Annotated in this window: 16 protein-coding genes and 1 pseudogene; 6 read left to right on the forward strand and 11 right to left on the reverse strand. The window is 74.4% G+C overall.

What is annotated here, in order from left to right; translation table 11 throughout:
* Positions 1 to 97 precede the first annotated feature (97 nt).
* The 4 genes and pseudogenes from TK50_RS02340 to purD all read left to right on the forward strand — a co-directional run bounded on the left by TK50_RS02340 (position 98) and on the right by purD (position 4,091).
* A complete protein-coding gene (locus TK50_RS02340) occupies positions 98 to 1,387 on the forward strand; it encodes an adenylosuccinate synthase (protein WP_043961166.1) in 1,290 nt (429 codons plus the stop codon).
* Between the two features lie 181 nt (positions 1,388 to 1,568).
* Positions 1,569 to 1,706 (forward strand): annotated as a pseudogene (locus TK50_RS35675) (type IV toxin-antitoxin system AbiEi family antitoxin domain-containing protein); the annotation flags it as partial.
* A gap of 228 nt (positions 1,707 to 1,934) precedes the next feature.
* Positions 1,935 to 2,651 (forward strand): DUF559 domain-containing protein, encoded by a 717-nt coding sequence (locus tag TK50_RS02345; protein WP_063838589.1) that lies wholly within the window; start codon positions 1,935 to 1,937, stop codon positions 2,649 to 2,651.
* Between the two features lie 189 nt (positions 2,652 to 2,840).
* Positions 2,841 to 4,091, forward strand: coding sequence for a phosphoribosylamine--glycine ligase (gene purD / locus TK50_RS02350; protein WP_043961168.1), 1,251 nt, complete (start codon positions 2,841 to 2,843; stop codon positions 4,089 to 4,091).
* A gap of 41 nt (positions 4,092 to 4,132) precedes the next feature.
* Here the strand turns inward: purD and TK50_RS02355 are convergent, their stop codons facing one another.
* The 4 genes from TK50_RS02355 to TK50_RS02370 all read right to left on the reverse strand — a co-directional run bounded on the left by TK50_RS02355 (position 4,133) and on the right by TK50_RS02370 (position 8,744).
* The gene (locus TK50_RS02355; protein ID WP_199485961.1) at positions 4,133 to 5,359 is read right to left on the reverse strand and encodes a serine hydrolase domain-containing protein; all 1,227 of its coding nucleotides are present in this window, start codon (positions 5,357 to 5,359) and stop codon (positions 4,133 to 4,135) included.
* 85 nt (positions 5,360 to 5,444) lie between these two features.
* The gene (locus TK50_RS02360) at positions 5,445 to 7,007 is read right to left on the reverse strand and encodes an AMP-binding protein (RefSeq protein WP_043961172.1); all 1,563 of its coding nucleotides are present in this window, start codon (positions 7,005 to 7,007) and stop codon (positions 5,445 to 5,447) included.
* A 67-nt stretch (positions 7,008 to 7,074) separates the two neighbouring features.
* The gene (locus TK50_RS02365; RefSeq protein WP_043961173.1) at positions 7,075 to 8,289 is read right to left on the reverse strand and encodes an acyl-CoA dehydrogenase family protein; all 1,215 of its coding nucleotides are present in this window, start codon (positions 8,287 to 8,289) and stop codon (positions 7,075 to 7,077) included.
* A 2-nt stretch (positions 8,290 to 8,291) separates the two neighbouring features.
* Positions 8,292 to 8,744, reverse strand: coding sequence for an SCP2 sterol-binding domain-containing protein (locus tag TK50_RS02370; protein ID WP_043961175.1), 453 nt, complete (start codon positions 8,742 to 8,744; stop codon positions 8,292 to 8,294).
* A 73-nt stretch (positions 8,745 to 8,817) separates the two neighbouring features.
* On the opposite strand from TK50_RS02370, the gene TK50_RS02375 reads away from it, so the two are divergent.
* Both TK50_RS02375 and TK50_RS02380 read left to right on the forward strand, forming a co-directional pair.
* On the forward strand, positions 8,818 to 9,453 hold the full coding sequence (locus TK50_RS02375) for a TetR/AcrR family transcriptional regulator (RefSeq protein ID WP_043961177.1): 636 nt from the start codon (positions 8,818 to 8,820) through the stop codon (positions 9,451 to 9,453).
* 60 nt (positions 9,454 to 9,513) lie between these two features.
* Positions 9,514 to 10,740, forward strand: coding sequence for a hypothetical protein (locus TK50_RS02380; protein WP_052503574.1), 1,227 nt, complete (start codon positions 9,514 to 9,516; stop codon positions 10,738 to 10,740).
* 15 nt (positions 10,741 to 10,755) lie between these two features.
* On the opposite strand, the gene TK50_RS02385 is transcribed toward TK50_RS02380, so the two are convergent.
* The 7 genes from TK50_RS02385 to TK50_RS02415 all read right to left on the reverse strand — a co-directional run bounded on the left by TK50_RS02385 (position 10,756) and on the right by TK50_RS02415 (position 17,756).
* Positions 10,756 to 11,376, reverse strand: coding sequence for a DedA family protein (locus TK50_RS02385; protein ID WP_043961179.1), 621 nt, complete (start codon positions 11,374 to 11,376; stop codon positions 10,756 to 10,758).
* Between the two features lie 42 nt (positions 11,377 to 11,418).
* Positions 11,419 to 12,732, reverse strand: coding sequence for an adenylosuccinate synthetase (locus TK50_RS02390; protein WP_043961181.1), 1,314 nt, complete (start codon positions 12,730 to 12,732; stop codon positions 11,419 to 11,421).
* A complete protein-coding gene (locus TK50_RS02395) occupies positions 12,729 to 13,691 on the reverse strand; it encodes a hypothetical protein (protein ID WP_043961182.1) in 963 nt (320 codons plus the stop codon). The genes TK50_RS02390 and TK50_RS02395 overlap by 4 nt, the downstream gene beginning before the upstream one ends.
* Before the next feature lie 10 nt (positions 13,692 to 13,701).
* Positions 13,702 to 14,688 carry a protein kinase family protein gene (locus tag TK50_RS02400; protein ID WP_043961183.1) on the reverse strand — a complete coding sequence of 329 codons (987 nt, stop codon included), beginning with the start codon at positions 14,686 to 14,688 and terminating at the stop codon, positions 13,702 to 13,704.
* Positions 14,685 to 15,437, reverse strand: coding sequence for an NUDIX hydrolase (locus tag TK50_RS02405; protein ID WP_043961185.1), 753 nt, complete (start codon positions 15,435 to 15,437; stop codon positions 14,685 to 14,687). Before TK50_RS02405 ends, TK50_RS02400 begins: the two co-directional genes overlap by 4 nt.
* A gap of 82 nt (positions 15,438 to 15,519) precedes the next feature.
* Entirely contained in the window at positions 15,520 to 16,401 is an 882-nt protein-coding gene (locus TK50_RS02410; RefSeq protein ID WP_043963694.1) for a MaoC/PaaZ C-terminal domain-containing protein, read from the reverse strand.
* Positions 16,401 to 17,756, reverse strand: coding sequence for a 3-oxoacyl-ACP reductase (locus tag TK50_RS02415; protein ID WP_043961187.1), 1,356 nt, complete (start codon positions 17,754 to 17,756; stop codon positions 16,401 to 16,403). Before TK50_RS02415 ends, TK50_RS02410 begins: the two co-directional genes overlap by 1 nt.
* Positions 17,757 to 17,762: the final 6 nt, after the last annotated feature.

The following is a 17,762-nucleotide window of genomic DNA, read 5'->3' on the forward strand; positions in this document are numbered from 1 at the left end:
ACCCCTGCCGGTCCCGCCGTGACCTCTTGTTAGCCTGACACCCCGGGCTCGCTTACCGGTCGCCACCTGGCACCCGAGCCTTCTGGAGGCGGAGAAGATGCCAGCGATCGTGCTCATCGGCGCTCAGTGGGGCGACGAGGGCAAGGGCAAGGTTACCGACCTGCTGGGTGAGCGGGTCGACTACGTCGTGCGCTACTCCGGCGGCAACAACGCCGGCCACACGGTGATCACCCCGGACGGGCAGAAGTACGCGCTGCACCTGATGCCGTCGGGCGCGCTCTCGCCGAGCGCGATGATCATCATCGGCAACGGCGTGGTGGTCGACCCGAAGGTGCTGCTGACCGAGATCGACGGCCTCGCCGAGCGCGGCGTGGACGTCTCCCGGCTGCGCATCTCCGGCGACGCGCACCTGATCATGCCGCACCACCGGGCCTTGGACCGGGTGGTCGAGCGCTACCTGGGCAGCGCCCGGATCGGCACCACCGGCCGGGGCATCGGCCCGGCGTACGGCGACAAGGTCGCCCGGATGGGCATCCGGCTGCAGGACCTGCTCGACCCGGGCATCCTGCGCAAGAAGCTGGAGCTCGCCCTGCGCGAGAAGAACCAGATCCTGTTCAAGGTCTACAACCGCAAGGCGATCGACGTCGACGCGACCGTCGAGGAATACCTGGCCTACGCCGAGCGGCTCAAGCCGTACATCGCCGAGACCCGGGTGATGCTCTGGGACGCCCTGGACCGGGGCGAGACGGTGCTGCTGGAGGGCGCCCAGGCCACCATGCTCGACATGGACCACGGCACGTACCCCTTCGTGACCTCGTCGAACCCGACGGCGGGCGGGGCGTGCGTGGGCGCGGGCATCCCGCCGACCGCGATCAACAAGGTCATCGCGGTGAGCAAGGCGTACACGACCCGCGTCGGGTCCGGCCCGTTCCCGACGGAGCTGTTCGACGACAACGGCCAGCACCTGCGCAAGGTCGGCCACGAGTACGGCACGACCACCGGCCGGGAGCGCCGCTGCGGCTGGTTCGACGCCGTCGTCGCCCGGTACGCGTGCCGCCTCAACGGCGTCACCGACCTGGTCATCACCAAGCTGGACGTGCTCACCGGCCTGCCGAAGGTCCCGCTCTGCGTCGGCTACGAGATCAACGGCGAGCGGTTCGACGACATGCCGATGACGCAGACCGACTTCCACCACGCCACGCCGATCTACGAGGAGCACGACGGCTGGTGGGAGGACATCACCAAGGCGCGGACGGAGGACGAGCTGCCGGAGAACGCGCGCCGCTACATCGCGCGCATCGAGGAGCTCTGCGGCACCCGCGTCAGCGTGGTGGGCGTGGGCCCGGGCCGCGAGGAAAACGTGACCCGTCACCCCCTCCTCCCCTGACCACCCTCCCCTGACCCGCCGGCTCGCCGGCCGCGGGCCCTCGTCGGTGATCAAGAGAAAAGCGTCACCGTTGACCTCTGCGGTGACGCTTTTCTCTTGATCACCAAGCGGTGGGCGTCGATATCCACAGGGTTGTCCACAGGGGTCGAGGGGTTGGGGGTGGGCGGGGCAGGGTGGGGTGGTGACGCCGTTCGAACTCATCCACCAAGTCGCCGCCCGGCAGGACGGCATGATCACCCTCGCCCAGGCGCAGGCGGCCGGCCTGAGCCGGGACCAGATCCGGCAGCTCTGGCGGTCCGGCCGGTGGACGCGACTGGCGCGTGGCTGCTTCGCCCCCGTTGGCAGCCCGAGCGGCGCTGCTTTCGGCCCGAGCGGCCTGAGCGCCCCCGCTCTCGGCCTGAGCGTCGCTGCCTTCGGCCCGAGCGGCCCGAGCGGCCCTGCTTTCGGTTCGAGCGGCCCGAGTGGCCGGGACAGCCTGGGCGATTCGGGTGGCTTGGGCGTCGGCCCGCGCGGTCCGGTGCCAACCCGGGCCCGGGTCCGTGCTGCGGTGGCCAGTCTGGGGCCGGGGGCCTTCGCGGTGCTCGACACGGCACTGGAGCTGCACGGCATCGCCGGCCTGCGCCGCAGCTCCACCGTCCACGTCTCCGTGCCGGTGGACCGTCCCCGCCCGCAGCGGAACAGCGATCCCGCGTTGACGGTGCACCAGCTCACCACGGCTGCGGGTGACATCGTCCGGGTGGCCGGCATTCCCGTGACCTCTGTCCTGCGTACCGTGACCGACGTGATCCTCCGGCAGGACCGGTACCCGGCCGTGTCCGTGCTCGACTCGGCGCTGAACCGGGGGGCCCTCACCCCGGACGACCTGTGCACGGCGGGGGTGCTCATCCGGGGGCGACGCGGTGCCGTTGCCGCTCGGGGATACCTGCGTGAGGCGGACGGTCGAGCGCAGTCACCGTTGGAGACCCGGTCCCGGCTGAGATGCATCGACGGCGGCGTCCCCCCGGACACGCTGCAACTCCAGGTACGCGACGAGGACGGTCACCTCCTCGGCGTCGGTGACCTGGGCTGGCGCGCCGCCAGGCTGATCGCCGAAGCCGACGGTGCCGGCCCGCACAGCTCGCCGGAGGCGCTCCTGGCCGACCGCCGACGACAGAACCGCCTGGTCAACGCGGGGTGGCGAGTGCTCCGGTTCACCTGGTCCGACACCCTGAACCCGGACTACATCCCCTGGACGGTCCGCCAGGCCCTATCCACCCCCCACTGACCCCACCCACCCACCTACCTACCCACCCACCCCCACCCTCCCGCCGCCCCCGCCCCGCCCCGCCCGCGTCGGTGATCAAGAGAATTCGGTCAAATCGAAGATCAAACTTGACGCAAACCTCTTGATCACCGGGGAGGGGGCGGGGCGGGCGGGGAGGGGGCAGGGTGGGGGTGGGTAGAGTTCGTGGGCGTGCGCGTACTTCTTCTGGGTGGTGGCGGGCGGGAGCATGCGCTCGCCCTGGGGCTCGCAGCCGATCCGGCCGTCGAGGGGCTGATCGCGGCACCGGGTAATCCGGGGATCGCCGAGGTCGCCGAGCTGCGGTCGGTGGACGCCGCCGACCCCGCCGCCGTCGCCGCGCTCGCCGTGGAGACCGGCGTCGACCTGGTGGTGATCGGCCCCGAGGCACCGCTGGTGGCCGGGGTCGCCGACGCCGTACGCGCCAAGGGCATCGCCGCGTTCGGGCCGTCCGCCGAGGCCGCCCGGCTGGAGGGCTCGAAGGCGTTCGCGAAGGACGTGATGACCGCCGCCGGGGTGCCCACGGCGCGGGCGTACACCTGCACCGACCAGGAGGGCACGGCTCGGGCGCTGGACGAGTTCGGCCCGCCGTACGTGGTGAAGAACGACGGGCTGGCCGCCGGCAAGGGCGTCGTCGTCACCGACGACCGGGCCGCCGCGCTGGCGCACGCCGCCGAGTGCGGCCGGGTCGTCGTGGAGGAATACCTGGCGGGCCCCGAGGTCTCCCTCTTCGTGGTCACCGACGGTGAGGCGGCGCTGCCGCTGCTGCCTGCCCAGGACTTCAAGCGCGTCGGCGACGGCGACGCCGGCCCGAACACCGGCGGCATGGGGGCGTACGCGCCGCTGCCGTGGGCCCCGCCCGGCCTCGTCGACGAGGTGATGGCCGACGTCGTCCACCCGACGCTGGCCGAGATGCGCCGCCGGGGCACCCCGTTCTCCGGCCTGCTCTACGTCGGCCTGGCGATGACCGCCGCCGGCCCCCGGGTGATCGAGTTCAACGCCCGCTTCGGCGACCCGGAGACCCAGGTCGTCCTCGCGCTGCTGGAGACGCCGCTCGGCGGCCTGCTGCACGCCGCCGCTGCCGGCACCCTGGCCGACCACCCGCCGCTGCGCTGGCGCGACGGCGCGGCGGTGACCGTGGTCGTGGCCGCCGGCAACTACCCGGGCACCCCGCGCACCGGCGACGTGATCACCGGCGCCGACCGTCCGGGCGTCATCCACGCGGGCACCGCCCGCCGGGCCGCCGACGGCGCGTTGCTCTCCGCCGGCGGCCGGGTCCTCTGCGGTACGGCCACCGGCTCCACCCTCGCCGCCGCGCGCGACGCCGCGTACGAGCTGGTGGGCGGTATCGGGCTGGTGGGCTCGCACCACCGCACCGACATCGCCGCCGCGGCGGTCGACGGCCGGATCACGATCCCCGGCTGACCCAGGGATCGTGGCCGGCGAGCGGGTTCCGGCGGGACCGGTCAGGCCATGCCGAGCGCGGCGCTGATGACGGCCTGGGCGGTCGCGCTCAGCTCCTCGCCCTTGGCGTCCGTGGCGGTGATCGAGTACTCGACCCGAAACCGGCCGTCCCGGGTCGACGCCGCAGCGGCCAGGTAGCCGTACCGGGAGCCGGTCTTGGCCCAGAGGATCTCGCCGTCGGCCAGCCGCATGGCGGTCAGCCCCGCGCCGTACCGGGCCGGGCCGCCCGCGACGTCGTCCACGGGCGGGAGGGTGAACATCTCGGTGAGCTGCGGCTCCGGCACCACCCGGCCGGCGAACAGCGCCGTGGTGAAGGTGTCCAGGTCGGCCAGGCTGGAGATGAGGTCACCGGAGGCGGGGGTGAAGGTCTGGCTCCACACGGTCGCGTCCACCAGCTCGGTCACCCCGTCCCGGGTGACGGCCTGGTAGCCGTGGGCGTGCGGGCCCCGGATGCGCGGGTCGTCGCCGGGCCCGTACGTGTCGCGCAGCCCGAGCGGCCGGGCGATCCGCCGCGACAGCTCCTGCTCGTACGTGTGTCCGGTGACCTTCTCGACGAGCAGGCCGGCGACGATGTAGCCCATGTTGGTGTAGTCCTGCTTCTCGCCGGGGTCGAACGCGCGCGGGTTCTCCAGCCCCGCCCGGACGATCTGCTCCGGGGTCCACCGGTCGTACCGGTGGGCGAGCTGCCACTCGATGTCGTCGGGCACCGTCGGGCTGGAGATGCCGCTGGTGTGGTTGAGGAGCTGGCGGACGGTCACGGTCGGGTAGTCGGCGGGCAGCAGGCCGGGCAGGTAGTCCTGCACCGTCCCGTCGAGGTCGATCCGTCCCTCGGCGGCGAGTTGCAGCACCAGCGCGGCGGTGAACATCTTGGTGGCGCTGCCCACCCGGAACCGGGCGTGCGGCGGCACCGGGGCCCCGGTGCGCAGGTCCCGCACCCCGCTGGTGCCCGTCCAACAGCCGTCCGGGGTGGTGATCCGGACCTGGGCGCTGGTCGCGTCGGCGTTGGGTAGACCGGCGATCGCCGCCCGCATCGGGGCGGCGTCGAGGGTGCCGGGTCGGCAGTCGACCCCGGACCGTCCGGCGTCGAGCAGGGCGGCGTCGAGCGGAGCGGGCGCGGGGCCGAGGGGCGCGGCGGCGCGCGGGGCCGCGGTGCCGGTGCCGGGGACGGCGACGGTGAGCAGGGCGGCGAGCGCCGTGGCGGCGACCGTACGCCGATTCATGATTGTCATGGCCGTCAGCCTGCCGGCGGGGGGACCCGAGGGCATCCGGGGAAGTCCCCCGGCGGACCCGGGCGGCGGCCTCGGGGATCCCCGGTCAGCCGAAGTAGCGGCGTAGCTCGCGGGTGAGCACCTTGCCGGTGGCGTTGCGCGGCAGGTACTTCACGAAGACCACGTCGCGGGGGACGCTGAACCGGGCCAGGTAGTGCCGGACGTACTCGCGGACCGCCTCCGGGTCGAGGGTCTCGCCGGGGTGCAGGGCGAGGAACGCGGCGAGGCGCTGGCCGTACTCGTCGTCGGGCACGCCGATCACGGCCACCTCGCGGACCTGCGGCAGCCGGGCCACCAGGTCCTCCACCTCGGACGGGAAGACGTTCTCCCCGCCGGAGACGATCATGTCGTCGGCCCGCCCGTCGACGAAGAGCAGCCCGTCGGCGTTGACCCGGCCGAGGTCGCCGGTGTCCAGCAGCCCGTCCCGGCTCTCCCGGGCGGTGCCCGAGGTGTAGCCCTCGAAGAGCATCTCGTTGCCGACGAAGATCCGCCCGACCCGGCCGGCGGGGACCGGTCTGCCCTCGTCGTCGAGGATGCGCAGCCGGGTGCCGTGCGGCGGACGGCCGGCGGTGGTCGGGGCGGCCCGCAGCTCGGCGGGGCCGGCGATGGACGCCCAGGACACCTCGGTCGAGCCGTACAGGTTGTAGAGGACGTCGCCGTAGGTGTCCATGAAGCGCAGGGCGAGCCCGCCGGGCAGCGCCGACCCGCTGAGGGCGACCACCTTCAGGGGCGGCTTCGGCTCGGGCGGCGGCACCTCCATCAGCCGCTGCACCATCACCGGCACGGCGAACATGGCGTCGCAGCGGTGCGCCGTGAGCGCGCCGAGCGTGGCGGACGGGTCGAAGCGGCGGTGCAGCACGATGGTCGCCCGCAGGGCGAAGCAGACCTGGAGCGCCGCGTACCCCCAGGTGTGGAACAGCGGCGCGGCGATCAGCACGGTGTCCCGGACGCGCAGCGGGATGCGGTCGATGATGGAGACCAGCGGGCCGAAGCCGTGCGGGGTGGGCCGGCGTGCCCCCTTGGGCGCGCCGGTGGTGCCGGAGGTCAGCACGATGGTGCGGCCCTCGCGCGGCGGCGGCTGGAGGTCGCCGGGCAGCGCCGCCGCGATCAGCTCCTCCAGCCGGGCCTCGTCGACCCGGTGCAGGTCGGCGGGGAGGCCGAGGGCCCGCTCGGCGAACTCGGCGTCGTGCACGAGGACCTTCAGCCCCTGCTCCTCGGCGACGGTGGCGAGCTGCGCGGGGGAGAGCCCCGTGTTGACCAGCACCGCGTCCGCGCCGAGCAGGGTGGTGGCGACCATGGCCTCGATCAGCCCGTGGTGGTTGCGGCAGAGCAGCCCGATGCGGTCGCCGCTGTGCACGCCGAGGCCGCCGCGCAGCGACTTCGCCAGCCGCTCGGCGCGGTCGAGCAGGGCGCCGTACGTCAGCTTGGCGCCCTGCTCGTCGACGACGGCGGTGCGGCCCGGGTCCCGGGCGGCGGCCTGGCGCAGCTCGCCGGCGAGGCTCCAGCCCCACCGGCGCAGCGCGTTGAGTTGGGCGGCGACCCGGATCGGCGGGCCCGGGGTGAGCAGCCCGCGCCGGGTCAGCGTGGCGACGGTGAACGGCAGATCCATCCGCGGGCCTCCTCCGGGCGTGCGGGACCCACCCGGGGCATCCGGGTCGAGTCGGTTCGTGGTCGGGTCAGCGGACGTGGACGCCGGAGATGGCGCGGGAGATCACCAGCCGTTGGATCTCCGACGTGCCTTCGAAGATGGTGTAGATCTTGGCGTCCCGGTACCAGCGCTCGACCGGGTGGTCCCGCAGGAAGCCGGCCCCGCCGAGCAGTTGCACGGCCTTCTCGGTGACCGACACGGCCACCTCGCCGGCCTTGAGCTTGGACATCGAGCCCTCGCCGGCGGTGAACGGGCGGTTGTTGCGCCCCATCCAGGACGCCCGCCAGACCAGCAGCCGGGCGGCGTCGATCTCCATCTTCATGTCGGCCAGCGCGAACGCGACCGCCTGGTTCTCGATGATCGGCCGGCCGAACTGCACCCGGTCCTTCGCATAGTCCAGCGCGTACTCGTAGGCGGCGCGGGCCACGCCGAGCGCCTGCGCGCCGACGGTCGGCCGGGACAGCTCGAACGTGCGCATGGCGGCCTGGCCGGAGGCCTTCTGGCCGGAGCGGGCGCGGGCCAGCCGCTCGTCGAGGGCCTCCTTGCCGCCGAGCAGGCAGCGGCCGGGGACCCGGACGTCGTCGAGGAAGACGTCCGCCGTGTGCGAGGCGCGCAGCCCCAGCTTGCGCAGCTTCCGGGTCGCGCTCAACCCGGCGGTGCCCGGGGGTACGACGAACGCGGCCTGCCCGCGCGAGCCGAGCGTGGGGTCGACCGAGGCGGTGACGACGTGCACCCCGGCGATCCCGCCGTTGGTGGCGTACGCCTTCTGCCCGCGCAGCACCCATTCGTCGCTGGCCTCGTCGTAGACGGCCCGGGTGCGCATCGCGCCGACGTCGGAGCCGGCCTCCGGCTCGGTGGTGCAGAACGCGGCGACGGCCGGGGAGTCGGCGTCGCCGAAGCACTGGGGGACCCACTCGACGAGCTGGTCGGGGGTGCCCGCGCCGTAGATGGCGGCCACGGCCAGCGAGGTGCCGAAGATGCCGAGGCCGATGCCGGCGTCGCCCCAGAAGAGCTCCTCGCTGGCGATCGGCAGGGACAGGCCGGTGGGGTCGGCCCAGCAGGTGGCGAGGAACTCGAAGCCGTACAGCCCGACCTTCGCCGCCTCCTGGATCACGGGCCAGGGGGTCTCCTCGCGCTCGTCCCACTCGGCGGCGGCCGGGCGCACGACCTCGGCGGCGAAGCCGTGCACCCAGTCCCGCAGGTCCCGCTGTTCCTCGTTCAGGTCGAGCGAGAACTCGGCCATCGTCAGCCCTTGGGGATGTCGAACAGGTTGGCGATGTTGGCGGCGAGGCCGAGGTCGCCCTTGGCCTTCAGCTTGCCGGTCATGAACATCATCACCGGGTTCGCGCCGCCGGAGACGATCTTCAGGAACTCCAGGGGGCCCATGGTGAGGCTCAGCTTGGGGTCGTGCTGCGGGGTCTCGTTGACCGTGCACGCGCCGTCGGCGACGACGATCTCGTAGGTGTCCGTGCCGCCGTCCGGGCGGCCCGTGATGCCCCAGTGGATCACCGCGTTGGTGGAGCCGGCCCGGTCGGCGCGGAACAGCGTGGGCATCCGGCCGAAGACCTCGCTCAGGACCTTGCCGCGCAGCTCGCCGGACATCACCTCGACGATCTTGTCGTCGGGGGTGGACTTGACCAGCTGGGCGAACTCCTTGGGGCCGTAGTTGGCGAAGTTGGCCGGGTCGAAGTCAGTCATGGAAAGGAACCTCTCGAGCGGCGACTGTGGTTACTCTAGCGTAACCTTACGCACGAGTAGGTATGCTCGCAAGGTGTCCAGCACCCCCACCTTCAAGCGCCTCCCCCGGGCCGTACGCGAGCAGCAGATGCTCGACGCCGCCGTCCGGGTCTTCTCCCGACGCGGCTTCCACGCGGCCAGCATGGACGAGATCGCCGAGGACGCCGGCATCTCCAAACCCATGGTGTACGCGTACCTGGGCAGCAAGGAGGAGCTCTTCGTCGCCTGCCTGCACCGCGAGGGCACCCGCATGATGGAGGCCATCGCCGGCGCCGCCGCCCCCGACCTCGACGCCGACGAGCGGCTCTGGCGGGGCCTGCGCGCGTTCTTCGGCTTCGTCGGGGCGCACCGCGACGGCTGGGCGGTGCTCTACCGGCAGGCCCGCGGCTCCCAGCCGTTCGCCGGGGAGCTCGCCGCCATGCGGGCCCGGCTCGTCGAGGTGGTCGCCGGGATGCTCGACCACGCCCTGCGCGCCCGGGGCCGCGAGGTGGGTGCCACCGACCTGGAGGTCGTCGCGTACGCCCTGGTCGGCGCGAGCGAGTCGCTGGGCGACTGGCTCGCCGACCACCCGGAGGCCGACCCGGAGAAGACCGCCACCCGGATGATGAACGTCGCCTGGCTCGGCGCCGACCAGCTCCTCCGCGGCGTCACCTGGCACCCCGAGGGGTAAGGAAGGGCCCCTGCCAACTCGCCCGACGGGAATGTCGGTGGGGTGCGCGAGGATGGGCGCGTGCTCGACGGCATCGACGACATCGACTGGGTGCGGCTCGGCCACGCCTACGGCTCGGCCGGGGATGTGCCCGGCCAACTCCGCGCCCTGCGCTCGCCCGACGAGGAGGAGCGGCAGGCCGCCATCGGCGCGCTCTACGCCAACATCTTCCACCAGGGGTCGCGCTACGAGGCGTCGGCGTACGCCGTGCCGTTCCTGCTGGAGCTGCTCGCCGACCCGGCCACCCCCGACCGGGAGCTGGTGCTCTACCTGGTGACGGCGCTCGCGGTGGGCTACGACGAGCGGTGGCTGCCCGAGGGCGTCCCGGTGACCGAGTTCCGCCGGGCGGCCGACGGTGGGCGGGAGCTGCTCGTCGCCAAGCCGCCCCCGTGGCACGGCGACGACGAGACCCAGAAGAAGCACGTCGAGTGGGCGTACGTGGAGTCGCTCGACGAGGCGGATCAGCAGCGCCTGTGGGCGCACATCGAGCTGGCCGTCTACGACGCGGTGCGGGCCGGCGTGCCCCTGTTCCGTGACCTGCTCACCGACGCCGACCCGGGGCTGCGCGCCGGGGCTGCGTACGCGCTCGCCTGGTTCCCGGAGGACGCGGCCGGCAGCCTCCCGGCGCTCGTCGCGGCGGCCGGGGCCGCACTGGAGGTGGACGAGGACGAGGCGGCGACCGCCCTGGTGGCCGCCGGGTTGCTCGGTGCCGCGCCCGACGCCGGGCTGCTGACCGACGCGCGCCCGGTGATCCGCTGGGCCGCCGCGGTCGGCCGGGCCCGGGTGCTCGGTGCCGATGCCGACCAGGCGACGGTCGACGAGCTGCTCGCCTGGACGGCCGCCGGCCCGGGCAACCGGCTGACGGCCGACGGGGCCGAGGTGCCGTTCCTCGACGGCGACCTCAACGGGCACGCGGGGCTGTCCCTGCGCCTGCTCGGCCCCCGGCACACCGATCGGGCGTTCGACGCGCTGCTCGACCGGCTGCCCGCCGTCACCGGCGAACAGGCGTTGCCGGTGGCGGCCGAGGCCCTGCGCCTGGCGTTCCCCGAGGGCAGCCCGCCCACGGGGGCGCCGTGTGCGGCGCTGGCTCCCCGGCAACGGCGGCTCGTCGAGCTGCTGGCCCGGTCGCCCGAGGTGTGGCTGGTCGGCGACTCGACGTTCGTCAACTTCAGCCTGCTCGTCGGCGACTACGGCCTGCCGCGCAGCCGAGAGGAGATGCTGGCGTACCTCGAAGGCGTTCCGACCTGACCCTCGACGGTCCGCTCAGCGGGGCCGGCCGGCGGCGCGTCGGCGGGCACGGAGCCGAAGCCAGCGGGCGGCCTCCAGCAGGCCGGTGATCGCGACCGACAGCCCGATCCCGGCCAGGATGCCCAGGATCGGCTCCCGCTCGAAGACCAGCCCACCGAAGTAGCCGAGCAGCCCGCAGTACGCCGCCCAGGTGCCGGCGGCCAGCGCGTCGAAGAGCACGAACGACCGCAGCGGATAGCGGACCGCGCCCATCGTCAGGGTCACCGCCGTGCGCCCGCCGGGGACGTAGCGGGCGGTGGTGAGCATCATGCCGCCGCGCCGGTCGACCGCCCGGCGGGCCCATTCCGACCCGGCGCGTCGCCGGCTGTCCGCCGGCAGCCGGGCCAGCCGGTGCGCGCCGCCGCCCCGGCCGATGGCGTACGACAGGTGGTCGCCGGCCAGCGCGCCGCACGCGGCGAGCAGGATCACCATGGTCAGGTCCGGCTGCCCGCCGACCGCGAATACCCCGGCGGTCACCACGATCGTCTCGCCGGGCACCGCCGGGAAGACGGCGTCGACCGCGGTGACCGCGAAGATCACCAGGTAGACCCACGGCGAGGTGACCGTGTCGTGGAGCAGGCCGAGGACCGACTGCATGCCCTCATGCTCTGCCGTCGCGGCGTTAGGAAGGGGCCCTTCCTATACAAAAGGCGTTGACAAGGTGCCCTTCCTTACCAGCTTGCCCTCGGCGGTGGGTGAGTGGGAAGTGAGCGTCACCGGGGCACCCAGCGCCTCCTCGACCGCCGCCGGCCAGTCGGCCGGAGGGTCGTCGTCGTAGACGGGGCGGGCCGCGAGCAGGCGGGCGGTGAGGGCGGCCTGGCGGTCCAGGTCGCCGGGCGGGCCGGGCTCCAGGCGGTCGGTGCCGTCGTAGCGGCGGCAGATCCGCAGGCCAGGGCCGGGGAGCGCCCGGTCGGGCAGGCCCTGGCCGGAGCGCACCCCGCCGGAGAACAGCCGGTCGGCCAGGTCGAGGTGGGTGAGGGCGAGCCCGTCGACGCCGCCGGCCGCGTCGAGGGCGTACCGGTGGGCGACCGCGTCGAAGTGGCCGAACCGGAACCGCCCCTGCCACGGGTTGGTGGCGTTGTGCGCGTCGGCCAGCGGCAGCGCCGGATCCTCGGTGACCAGCGGGCCGGGGCCGTGCCGGGTGGTGGTGACCCGCAGCACGCCCAGCCGCTCGGCGGTGCCGGCGAGCCCCGCCTCGGCGAGCAGGCCCTCGGCGTTGGCGAACGTCGTGGTGCTCCACGTCGTGTACGGGTGGAAGCCGTGCCACTCGTCGAGCAGCACCCCCTGCGCCCCCTCGAAGACGCAGGTCCCGGCGCGCAGCACCCCGGCCAGGTGGGACCGGTCGACGATCGCCACCCGGTCGCCGAACGCGGTGAACGCGGGCAGGCAGTCGTCGACGGGCGGGGCGTCCAGCGGGCCGAGTTCGGCGGTGAGCCGGTCGCGCAGGGCGGCCAGCCGGCGGCGCAGCACGGCCGGGGTGCGGCAGTCCGCCACCCGGGGCGCGGAGCCGGGGTGGGCGAGCCCGTACGCGACGGCCTCGCCCACCCCCAGCCCGCAGGAGCCGTGCCGGTCGGCCCCGCGGGCCAGCTCGCGGGCCCGGTTGGCGGCCCGGTGGTACGGGGTGGCCAGCAGCGCCTCCCCGTCGACGGTGAGCCGGTCGAGCGCGTCGGGCACGCCCACCGCGGCGAGGTGGTCGGCCTCGGCGGCCAGGGCGAGCGGGTCCACCACCACGTGCCGGGACAGGTGGGTCCGCACGCCGGGGCGGAAGGTGCCCGCCCCGAACTGCGCGAACGTGTGGTGCCGCCCGTCGCGCAGGACGACGTTGTGTGCCGCCTGCGCGCCCCCGTTGAAGCGGATCACCGTGTGGACGGGCCGGGTGGCGCAGAGCCAGTCCACGACGGTGCCCTTGCCTGCGTCGCCGTAGCCGAGGTCGACCACCAGCACGTGGTTCACAGTCGGGTCACCCCACGGGTGGGCGGCGTCGACGGGGCGGGCAGCGTGGCCACCTGGTCGCGGGTGCCCCGGCCGAGGCGGGCCAGCGCCTTCGACACGGTGCCGGTGGCCTTCGAGCCGGCCTTCTTGAGGTCGGCCAGGCCCTGGTCGAGGTCGACGGCCTGCTCGCCGAGGCCGACGGTGAGGGCGATGGTCTCGCAGACCGCGTCGAGGTCGTCGAGCACGACGGCGTTCTGCCCGAGCAGGTCGCGCCAGAAGTCCAGCACCTTCGTGTTGCCGGCGTAGCTGCTGCCGGCGGGGAGCAGGTAGTAGGTGTCCCAGCGCCGGGTCACCTCGTCGACGATCTGCAGCAGCGGCACGTCCTCGCGGAGGTCGTCGCCGATGAGCCGGCTCACCTGCCGCCGGTCCACCTGGGGGTAGGCCAGCTCGTCGCCGATGATGAACAGGTAGCCGCGCCGGCCCCGCTTCTCCCAGCAGTCGGTGGCGGTGTGCCGGGCCATGAAGTACATGGCCAGCTCGTACGACTCGGTCATCTGGCCGCCGCCGCCACCCTCCAGCACGATCCGGCCGAGGTCGTCGTCCATCCGGTTGTCCGACTCGAACTGCCCGACCTGCAGCGGCACCCGGTCGCAGGTGGCGTCGCCGATCGCGCCGAACATGATCTGCGGGTCGCGGGCGTACCCCTGGCGGAGCAGGAGCCCGAGCAGCTGCGGCAGCTTGGCCTGGAGGGTGCGGGGCACGTTCCGCATGGAGCCGGTGACGTCGAACAGCACCGTGATGGCCGTCGACTGCGGGTGCTCGGCCGAGTCGCGGCTCTCCCGCATCGCGTCGCGCGGGTCGAGCGCGGGGTGCACCTTGCGCGCCCCGCTGTCGCTGTAGGCGAAGGCGCTCTTGCCGGTGGCCCGGCGGTACCGGTCGGCGGCGTCGTACACGTCGGTGGACCACATTCCACTGCCCATGGCAGCCTCCCTAGGGGTTGAGGGTGAAGGGTCGGAAGGTGCGCGGCCCGTAGAGCCGTTCGAGCACCTCGTCCAGTTCGCGCAGCAGTCGCCACGCGTCGTCGGGCCGGGACGGCAGCGCCGGGCGGCGGCAGCCGTGGGCGAAGGCGCGCAGCTCGCGCGGGGCCCGGTCGCCCATCAGCCACGCCATGCACGTGGCGGCCATCGCCAGGTCGGTGCCGGGCCCGCAGGCCCGTCGGGCGGCGACCTCCGGCGGGTACCAGTCCTCGTGGCCGGGCACCAGCGCGGGGATCGTGCCCCCGGTGGCGGCGGAGAAGCACCAGTCGACGAGCACCACGCCGTGCCCGTCGGGCTCGATCAGCACGTGCCGGGGCAGCACCGCGCCGTGCACGATGCCGGCCCGGTGGGCCAGGCCGAGGGCGACCAGCAGCCGCCGCCACATCCAGGCCGCGTCCCGGCCGTCGAGCCCGTCGGGGTACGCGCGGCGCACCTCGTCGAGGCTGTGCAGGCCGGGTGCGGTGGCCAGCACGCTGATCCGCCGTTCCGCCCCGGTGGCCGGGTCCCGGTGCCGGAGGGTGTCGACGAGCCGGGGCACGTACGGCAGGTAGCGGGGGTCGCCGCGTTCCTCGATGGTGCGCAACGCGTGCTGCTCGCGGGCGACGAGGTCGTTGTCGGCGGGGTCGCGGGGCAGCTTGAGCAGGCGGTCCGACCCGACGTCGTAGAGGTCGGCGAGGTCGCCGGTGTGGGCGAGCGGGCCGAGCCGGTGGCCGCCGAGGACGATCGGGTCGGCGCTGACCCGCCCGGCCCGCCACCGGTTGGTGACCTGGACGAACGCGTCGGTGGCGGCGGCGCGTACGGCCGGGTCGAGCGCGCCCAGCCGGTCGGGGTGCAGGGCCGCGACCAGCTCGCGGTAGCGGTGGGCCGACGGGTCGGCGCCGAACAGGTCGGCGTCGGTGCGCGCGGCGGTGACCAGCCGGATCGCCTCGTGGGTGTTCACCGCACCGTCTCCTCCCGGGCGGGGCGCAGCAGCGCCGGGTGCAGCAGCCGGGCGTCGCCGGCCCGGTAGAGCTTGGCGCGGGGGCCGCCGCGCGTGCCGCCGCGTTCGGTGCTCGCGCCGGTGCTCTCCACGAAGCCCGGCACGGAGAGCACCTTGCGGTGGAAGTTGCCGGGGTGCAGCGGGTGCCCCCAGACGGTCTCGTAGACGGCCCGCAGCTCGCTGATGGTGAACTCGGTGTCGAGGAAGCGGGTGGCCAGCGGGGTGTATTCCAGCTTGGACCGGGCCCGCTCTAGGCCGTCGTCGATGATCCGGTCGTGGTCGAAGGCGAGCTGCCGGCTGCTCAGCGCGGTCACGGGCAGCCAGATCGCGTCGTCGGCGTCGCTGCCGGCGGCCGGGTCGGGCAGGTCGGGGGCGAACGCGAGGTACGCCACCGAGACGATCCGCATCCGGGGGTCGCGGTCGGGGTCGCCGTAGCTGGCGAGCTGTTCCAGGTGGACCCGGCGCAGCCGCTCGCCGCCGAGGCCGGTCTCCTCGGCCAGCTCCCGCCGGGCCCCGGTCGCCAGGTCCTCCTCGGGGCGGACGAACCCGCCGGGCAGCGCCCAGTGGCCCTCGAACGGCGGCCCGCCCCGGCGGACGAGCAGCAGGTGCAGCGCGTCGGACCGGACGGTCAGGGCGACCACGTCGACGGTGACGGCCACCGCCGGGTAGGCCCGGGGGTCGTAGGCGGTGAGGAACTCCTGCTCGTTCACGGCGTCTCTCTCACTCTGAGAACATCTCAACGTGAGAACAACTTAGCGCACGAAAGAGTGAATGCCAAGCCCTGACCCCTCGTCAGCGCACGGAACCTGCCAGGTGCGGCCTGCCGCTGCGCGCGTCGTGCAGGGCGAACTCCCAGGCCGGGCCGTCGGCGGTGGCGGTGAAGGCCACCGTGGACGGCAGCGGCACCGGCAGCTTGAACGCCACCTCGACCGTGTACGCCTCCGGCAGCCGGCTCTCCAGCGCGGCCAGGCAGCGCGCCTTGCTCCACATGCCGTGCGCGATCGGGCGGGGGAAGCCGAACAGCCGCGCCCCCAACCGGGACGTGTGGATCGGGTTGTGGTCGCCGGAGACCCGCGCGTAGTCGGTGCCCACCCTCGGCGGCACCCGCCAGGAGGCGGTGGCGGCCGGCGCGGCGGGCCGGTCACCCCGGTCGCGCCGCGCGCCGCCGCCGGCCGTGCGCTCCCTGCCGAGGTACGTCGACACGCCGCGCCACACCTCCGCCCCGCCGACCGCCCCGACCAGCACCACGTCGACCTGCCGACCCCGCTCGTGCGGGCGCAGGTTCTCGGCGTACGCGCGGAAGTCCAGCGTCTCGCCGGCCTCGACCGGCCGGCGCACGGTGATCCGGTTGGCCACGTGCACCAGCCCGACCAGCGGCAGCGGGAACTGCGGCGCGGTCATCAGCCGCAGCGCCAGCGGAAACCCCAGCACGTGCGGGTACGTCCCCGGGAGCCGGTCGGCCAGCCGGAACCCGCAGACCCGGTCGTAGTCGGCCAGGTGCGCCCGGTCGACGGCGACCCCGGCGACGGCCAGCTCGACCTGCGGCAGCGCGTCGCCCCGGCGGCGACCCGGGCCGGGCAGCGCCCCGAGCAGCGCCCGCCGATAGAGCGGGCCGGCCTGCGGCAGCCGGGGCAGCTCCAGCAGGGTCCGACCCTGCGTGTCCGCGCCGGTCATCACGCCCCCAGCAGGCTCTGGCCGCAGACCCGGACGACGTTGCCGCTGACCGCGCCGCTCGCCGGCCAGGCCAGCCAGCCGATGGTCTCGGCGACGTCCACGGGCAGGCCACCCTGGGCCATGCTGTTCATCCGCCGGCCCGCCTCCCGGACGACGAGCGGGATGCGGGCGGTCAGCCGGGTCTCGATGAACCCGGGGGCGACCGCGTTGACGCTGATCCCGCGCTCGCGCAGCGCCGGGGCGAGCGACTGCACGAGGCCGATCACGCCCGCCTTGGAGGTGGCGTAGTTGGTCTGGCCCCGGTTGCCGGCGATCCCGGCGATCGAGGAGACCGAGACGATCCGGCCGCCGGCCGGGATCAGCCCGCGCTCCAGCAGCACGTCGTTGATGCGTTCCTGGCTGGACAGGTTGACGTCGATGACGCTGTCCCACCGGTCGGCGTCCATCCGGCCCAGCGTCCGGTCCCGGGTGATGCCCGCGTTGTGCACCACCACGTCGACGCGGCCGTGCCGGGACGCGAGGTGGTCGGCGAGCCGGGTGGGCGCGTCCGGGGCGGTCAGGTCGAGCTGCACGGCGGTGCCGCCGATCTCGTTGGCGACGGCGGCCAGCTCGTCCCCGGCGGCCGGGATGTCGAGCGCGACGACCTGCGCGCCGTCGCGGGACAGCACCCGGGCCAGTGCCGCGCCGATGCCCCGGGCCGCCCCGGTGACCAGGACGACCTGGCCGTCGAGGGGCCGGTCCCAGTCGGCCGGCGGCTCGGCCGCGCCGGCACCGACCCGGACCACCTGCCCCGAGACGTACGCCGAGCGGCCCGAGAGCAGGAACCGCAGGGTGGCCTCCAGGCCGGTGGCCGTGCCGGCGTCGCCGTGCGCCGTGACGTGCACGAGCTGGGCGGTGACGCCCCGGCCGAACTCCTTGCCGATGCTGCGGGTCAGCCCTTCCAGGGCCCGCTGGGCGGTCGCCTCGCGCGGCGTGCCGCACTCGTCGGGCGGGGTGCCGAGCACGATCACCCGGCCGCCGGGCAGCACCGAGCGGGCGCGCGGGTGGAAGAAGTCGTAGAGCTGGCGCAGCCCGGTGGAGTCGGTGACGCCCGTGGCGTCGTACACCAGGGCCCCGAAGCGCTCCTGGGCATCGGCGGTGGCCGGATCGCGCAGCTCCACCCCGGCGGCGGTCAGGATCTTGCCGACCGGCCCGGCGAGCCGGCCGCCGGTGGCCGAGCCGAGCAGGGCCGGCCCGTTCAGCAGCGGGTCCCCCGGGGTGTGCCGGCGCAGTCGTGGCGGGTCGGGCAGCCCCAGGCGCTTGACCAGCGCGCGGCCGGCCCCCGATCGGACGAAGCTCGCGTACCTGTCGGTCATAGGCGT

The sequence above is a fragment of the Micromonospora haikouensis genome (assembly GCF_000876225.1).
In the GTDB taxonomy this organism is placed as follows: Bacteria; Actinomycetota; Actinomycetes; order Mycobacteriales; family Micromonosporaceae; genus Micromonospora; species Micromonospora haikouensis.

Excerpts from the sequence above, each read along its gene's own strand:
- TK50_RS02365 (WP_043961173.1), bottom strand. The coding sequence starts at position 8,289 with ATGGCCGAGTTCTCGCTCGACCTGAACGAGGAACAGCGGGACCTGCGG.
- TK50_RS02410 (WP_043963694.1), bottom strand. The coding sequence starts at position 16,401 with ATGACCGGCGCGGACACGCAGGGTCGGACCCTGCTGGAGCTGCCCCGG.
- TK50_RS02370 (WP_043961175.1), bottom strand. The coding sequence starts at position 8,744 with ATGACTGACTTCGACCCGGCCAACTTCGCCAACTACGGCCCCAAGGAG.
- TK50_RS02385 (WP_043961179.1), bottom strand. The coding sequence starts at position 11,376 with ATGCAGTCGGTCCTCGGCCTGCTCCACGACACGGTCACCTCGCCGTGG.
- TK50_RS02340 (WP_043961166.1), top strand. The coding sequence starts at position 98 with ATGCCAGCGATCGTGCTCATCGGCGCTCAGTGGGGCGACGAGGGCAAG.
- TK50_RS02395 (WP_043961182.1), bottom strand. The coding sequence starts at position 13,691 with ATGGGCAGTGGAATGTGGTCCACCGACGTGTACGACGCCGCCGACCGG.
- TK50_RS02360 (WP_043961172.1), bottom strand. The coding sequence starts at position 7,007 with ATGGATCTGCCGTTCACCGTCGCCACGCTGACCCGGCGCGGGCTGCTC.
- TK50_RS02415 (WP_043961187.1), bottom strand. The coding sequence starts at position 17,756 with ATGACCGACAGGTACGCGAGCTTCGTCCGATCGGGGGCCGGCCGCGCG.
- TK50_RS02355 (WP_199485961.1), bottom strand. The coding sequence starts at position 5,359 with ATGACAATCATGAATCGGCGTACGGTCGCCGCCACGGCGCTCGCCGCC.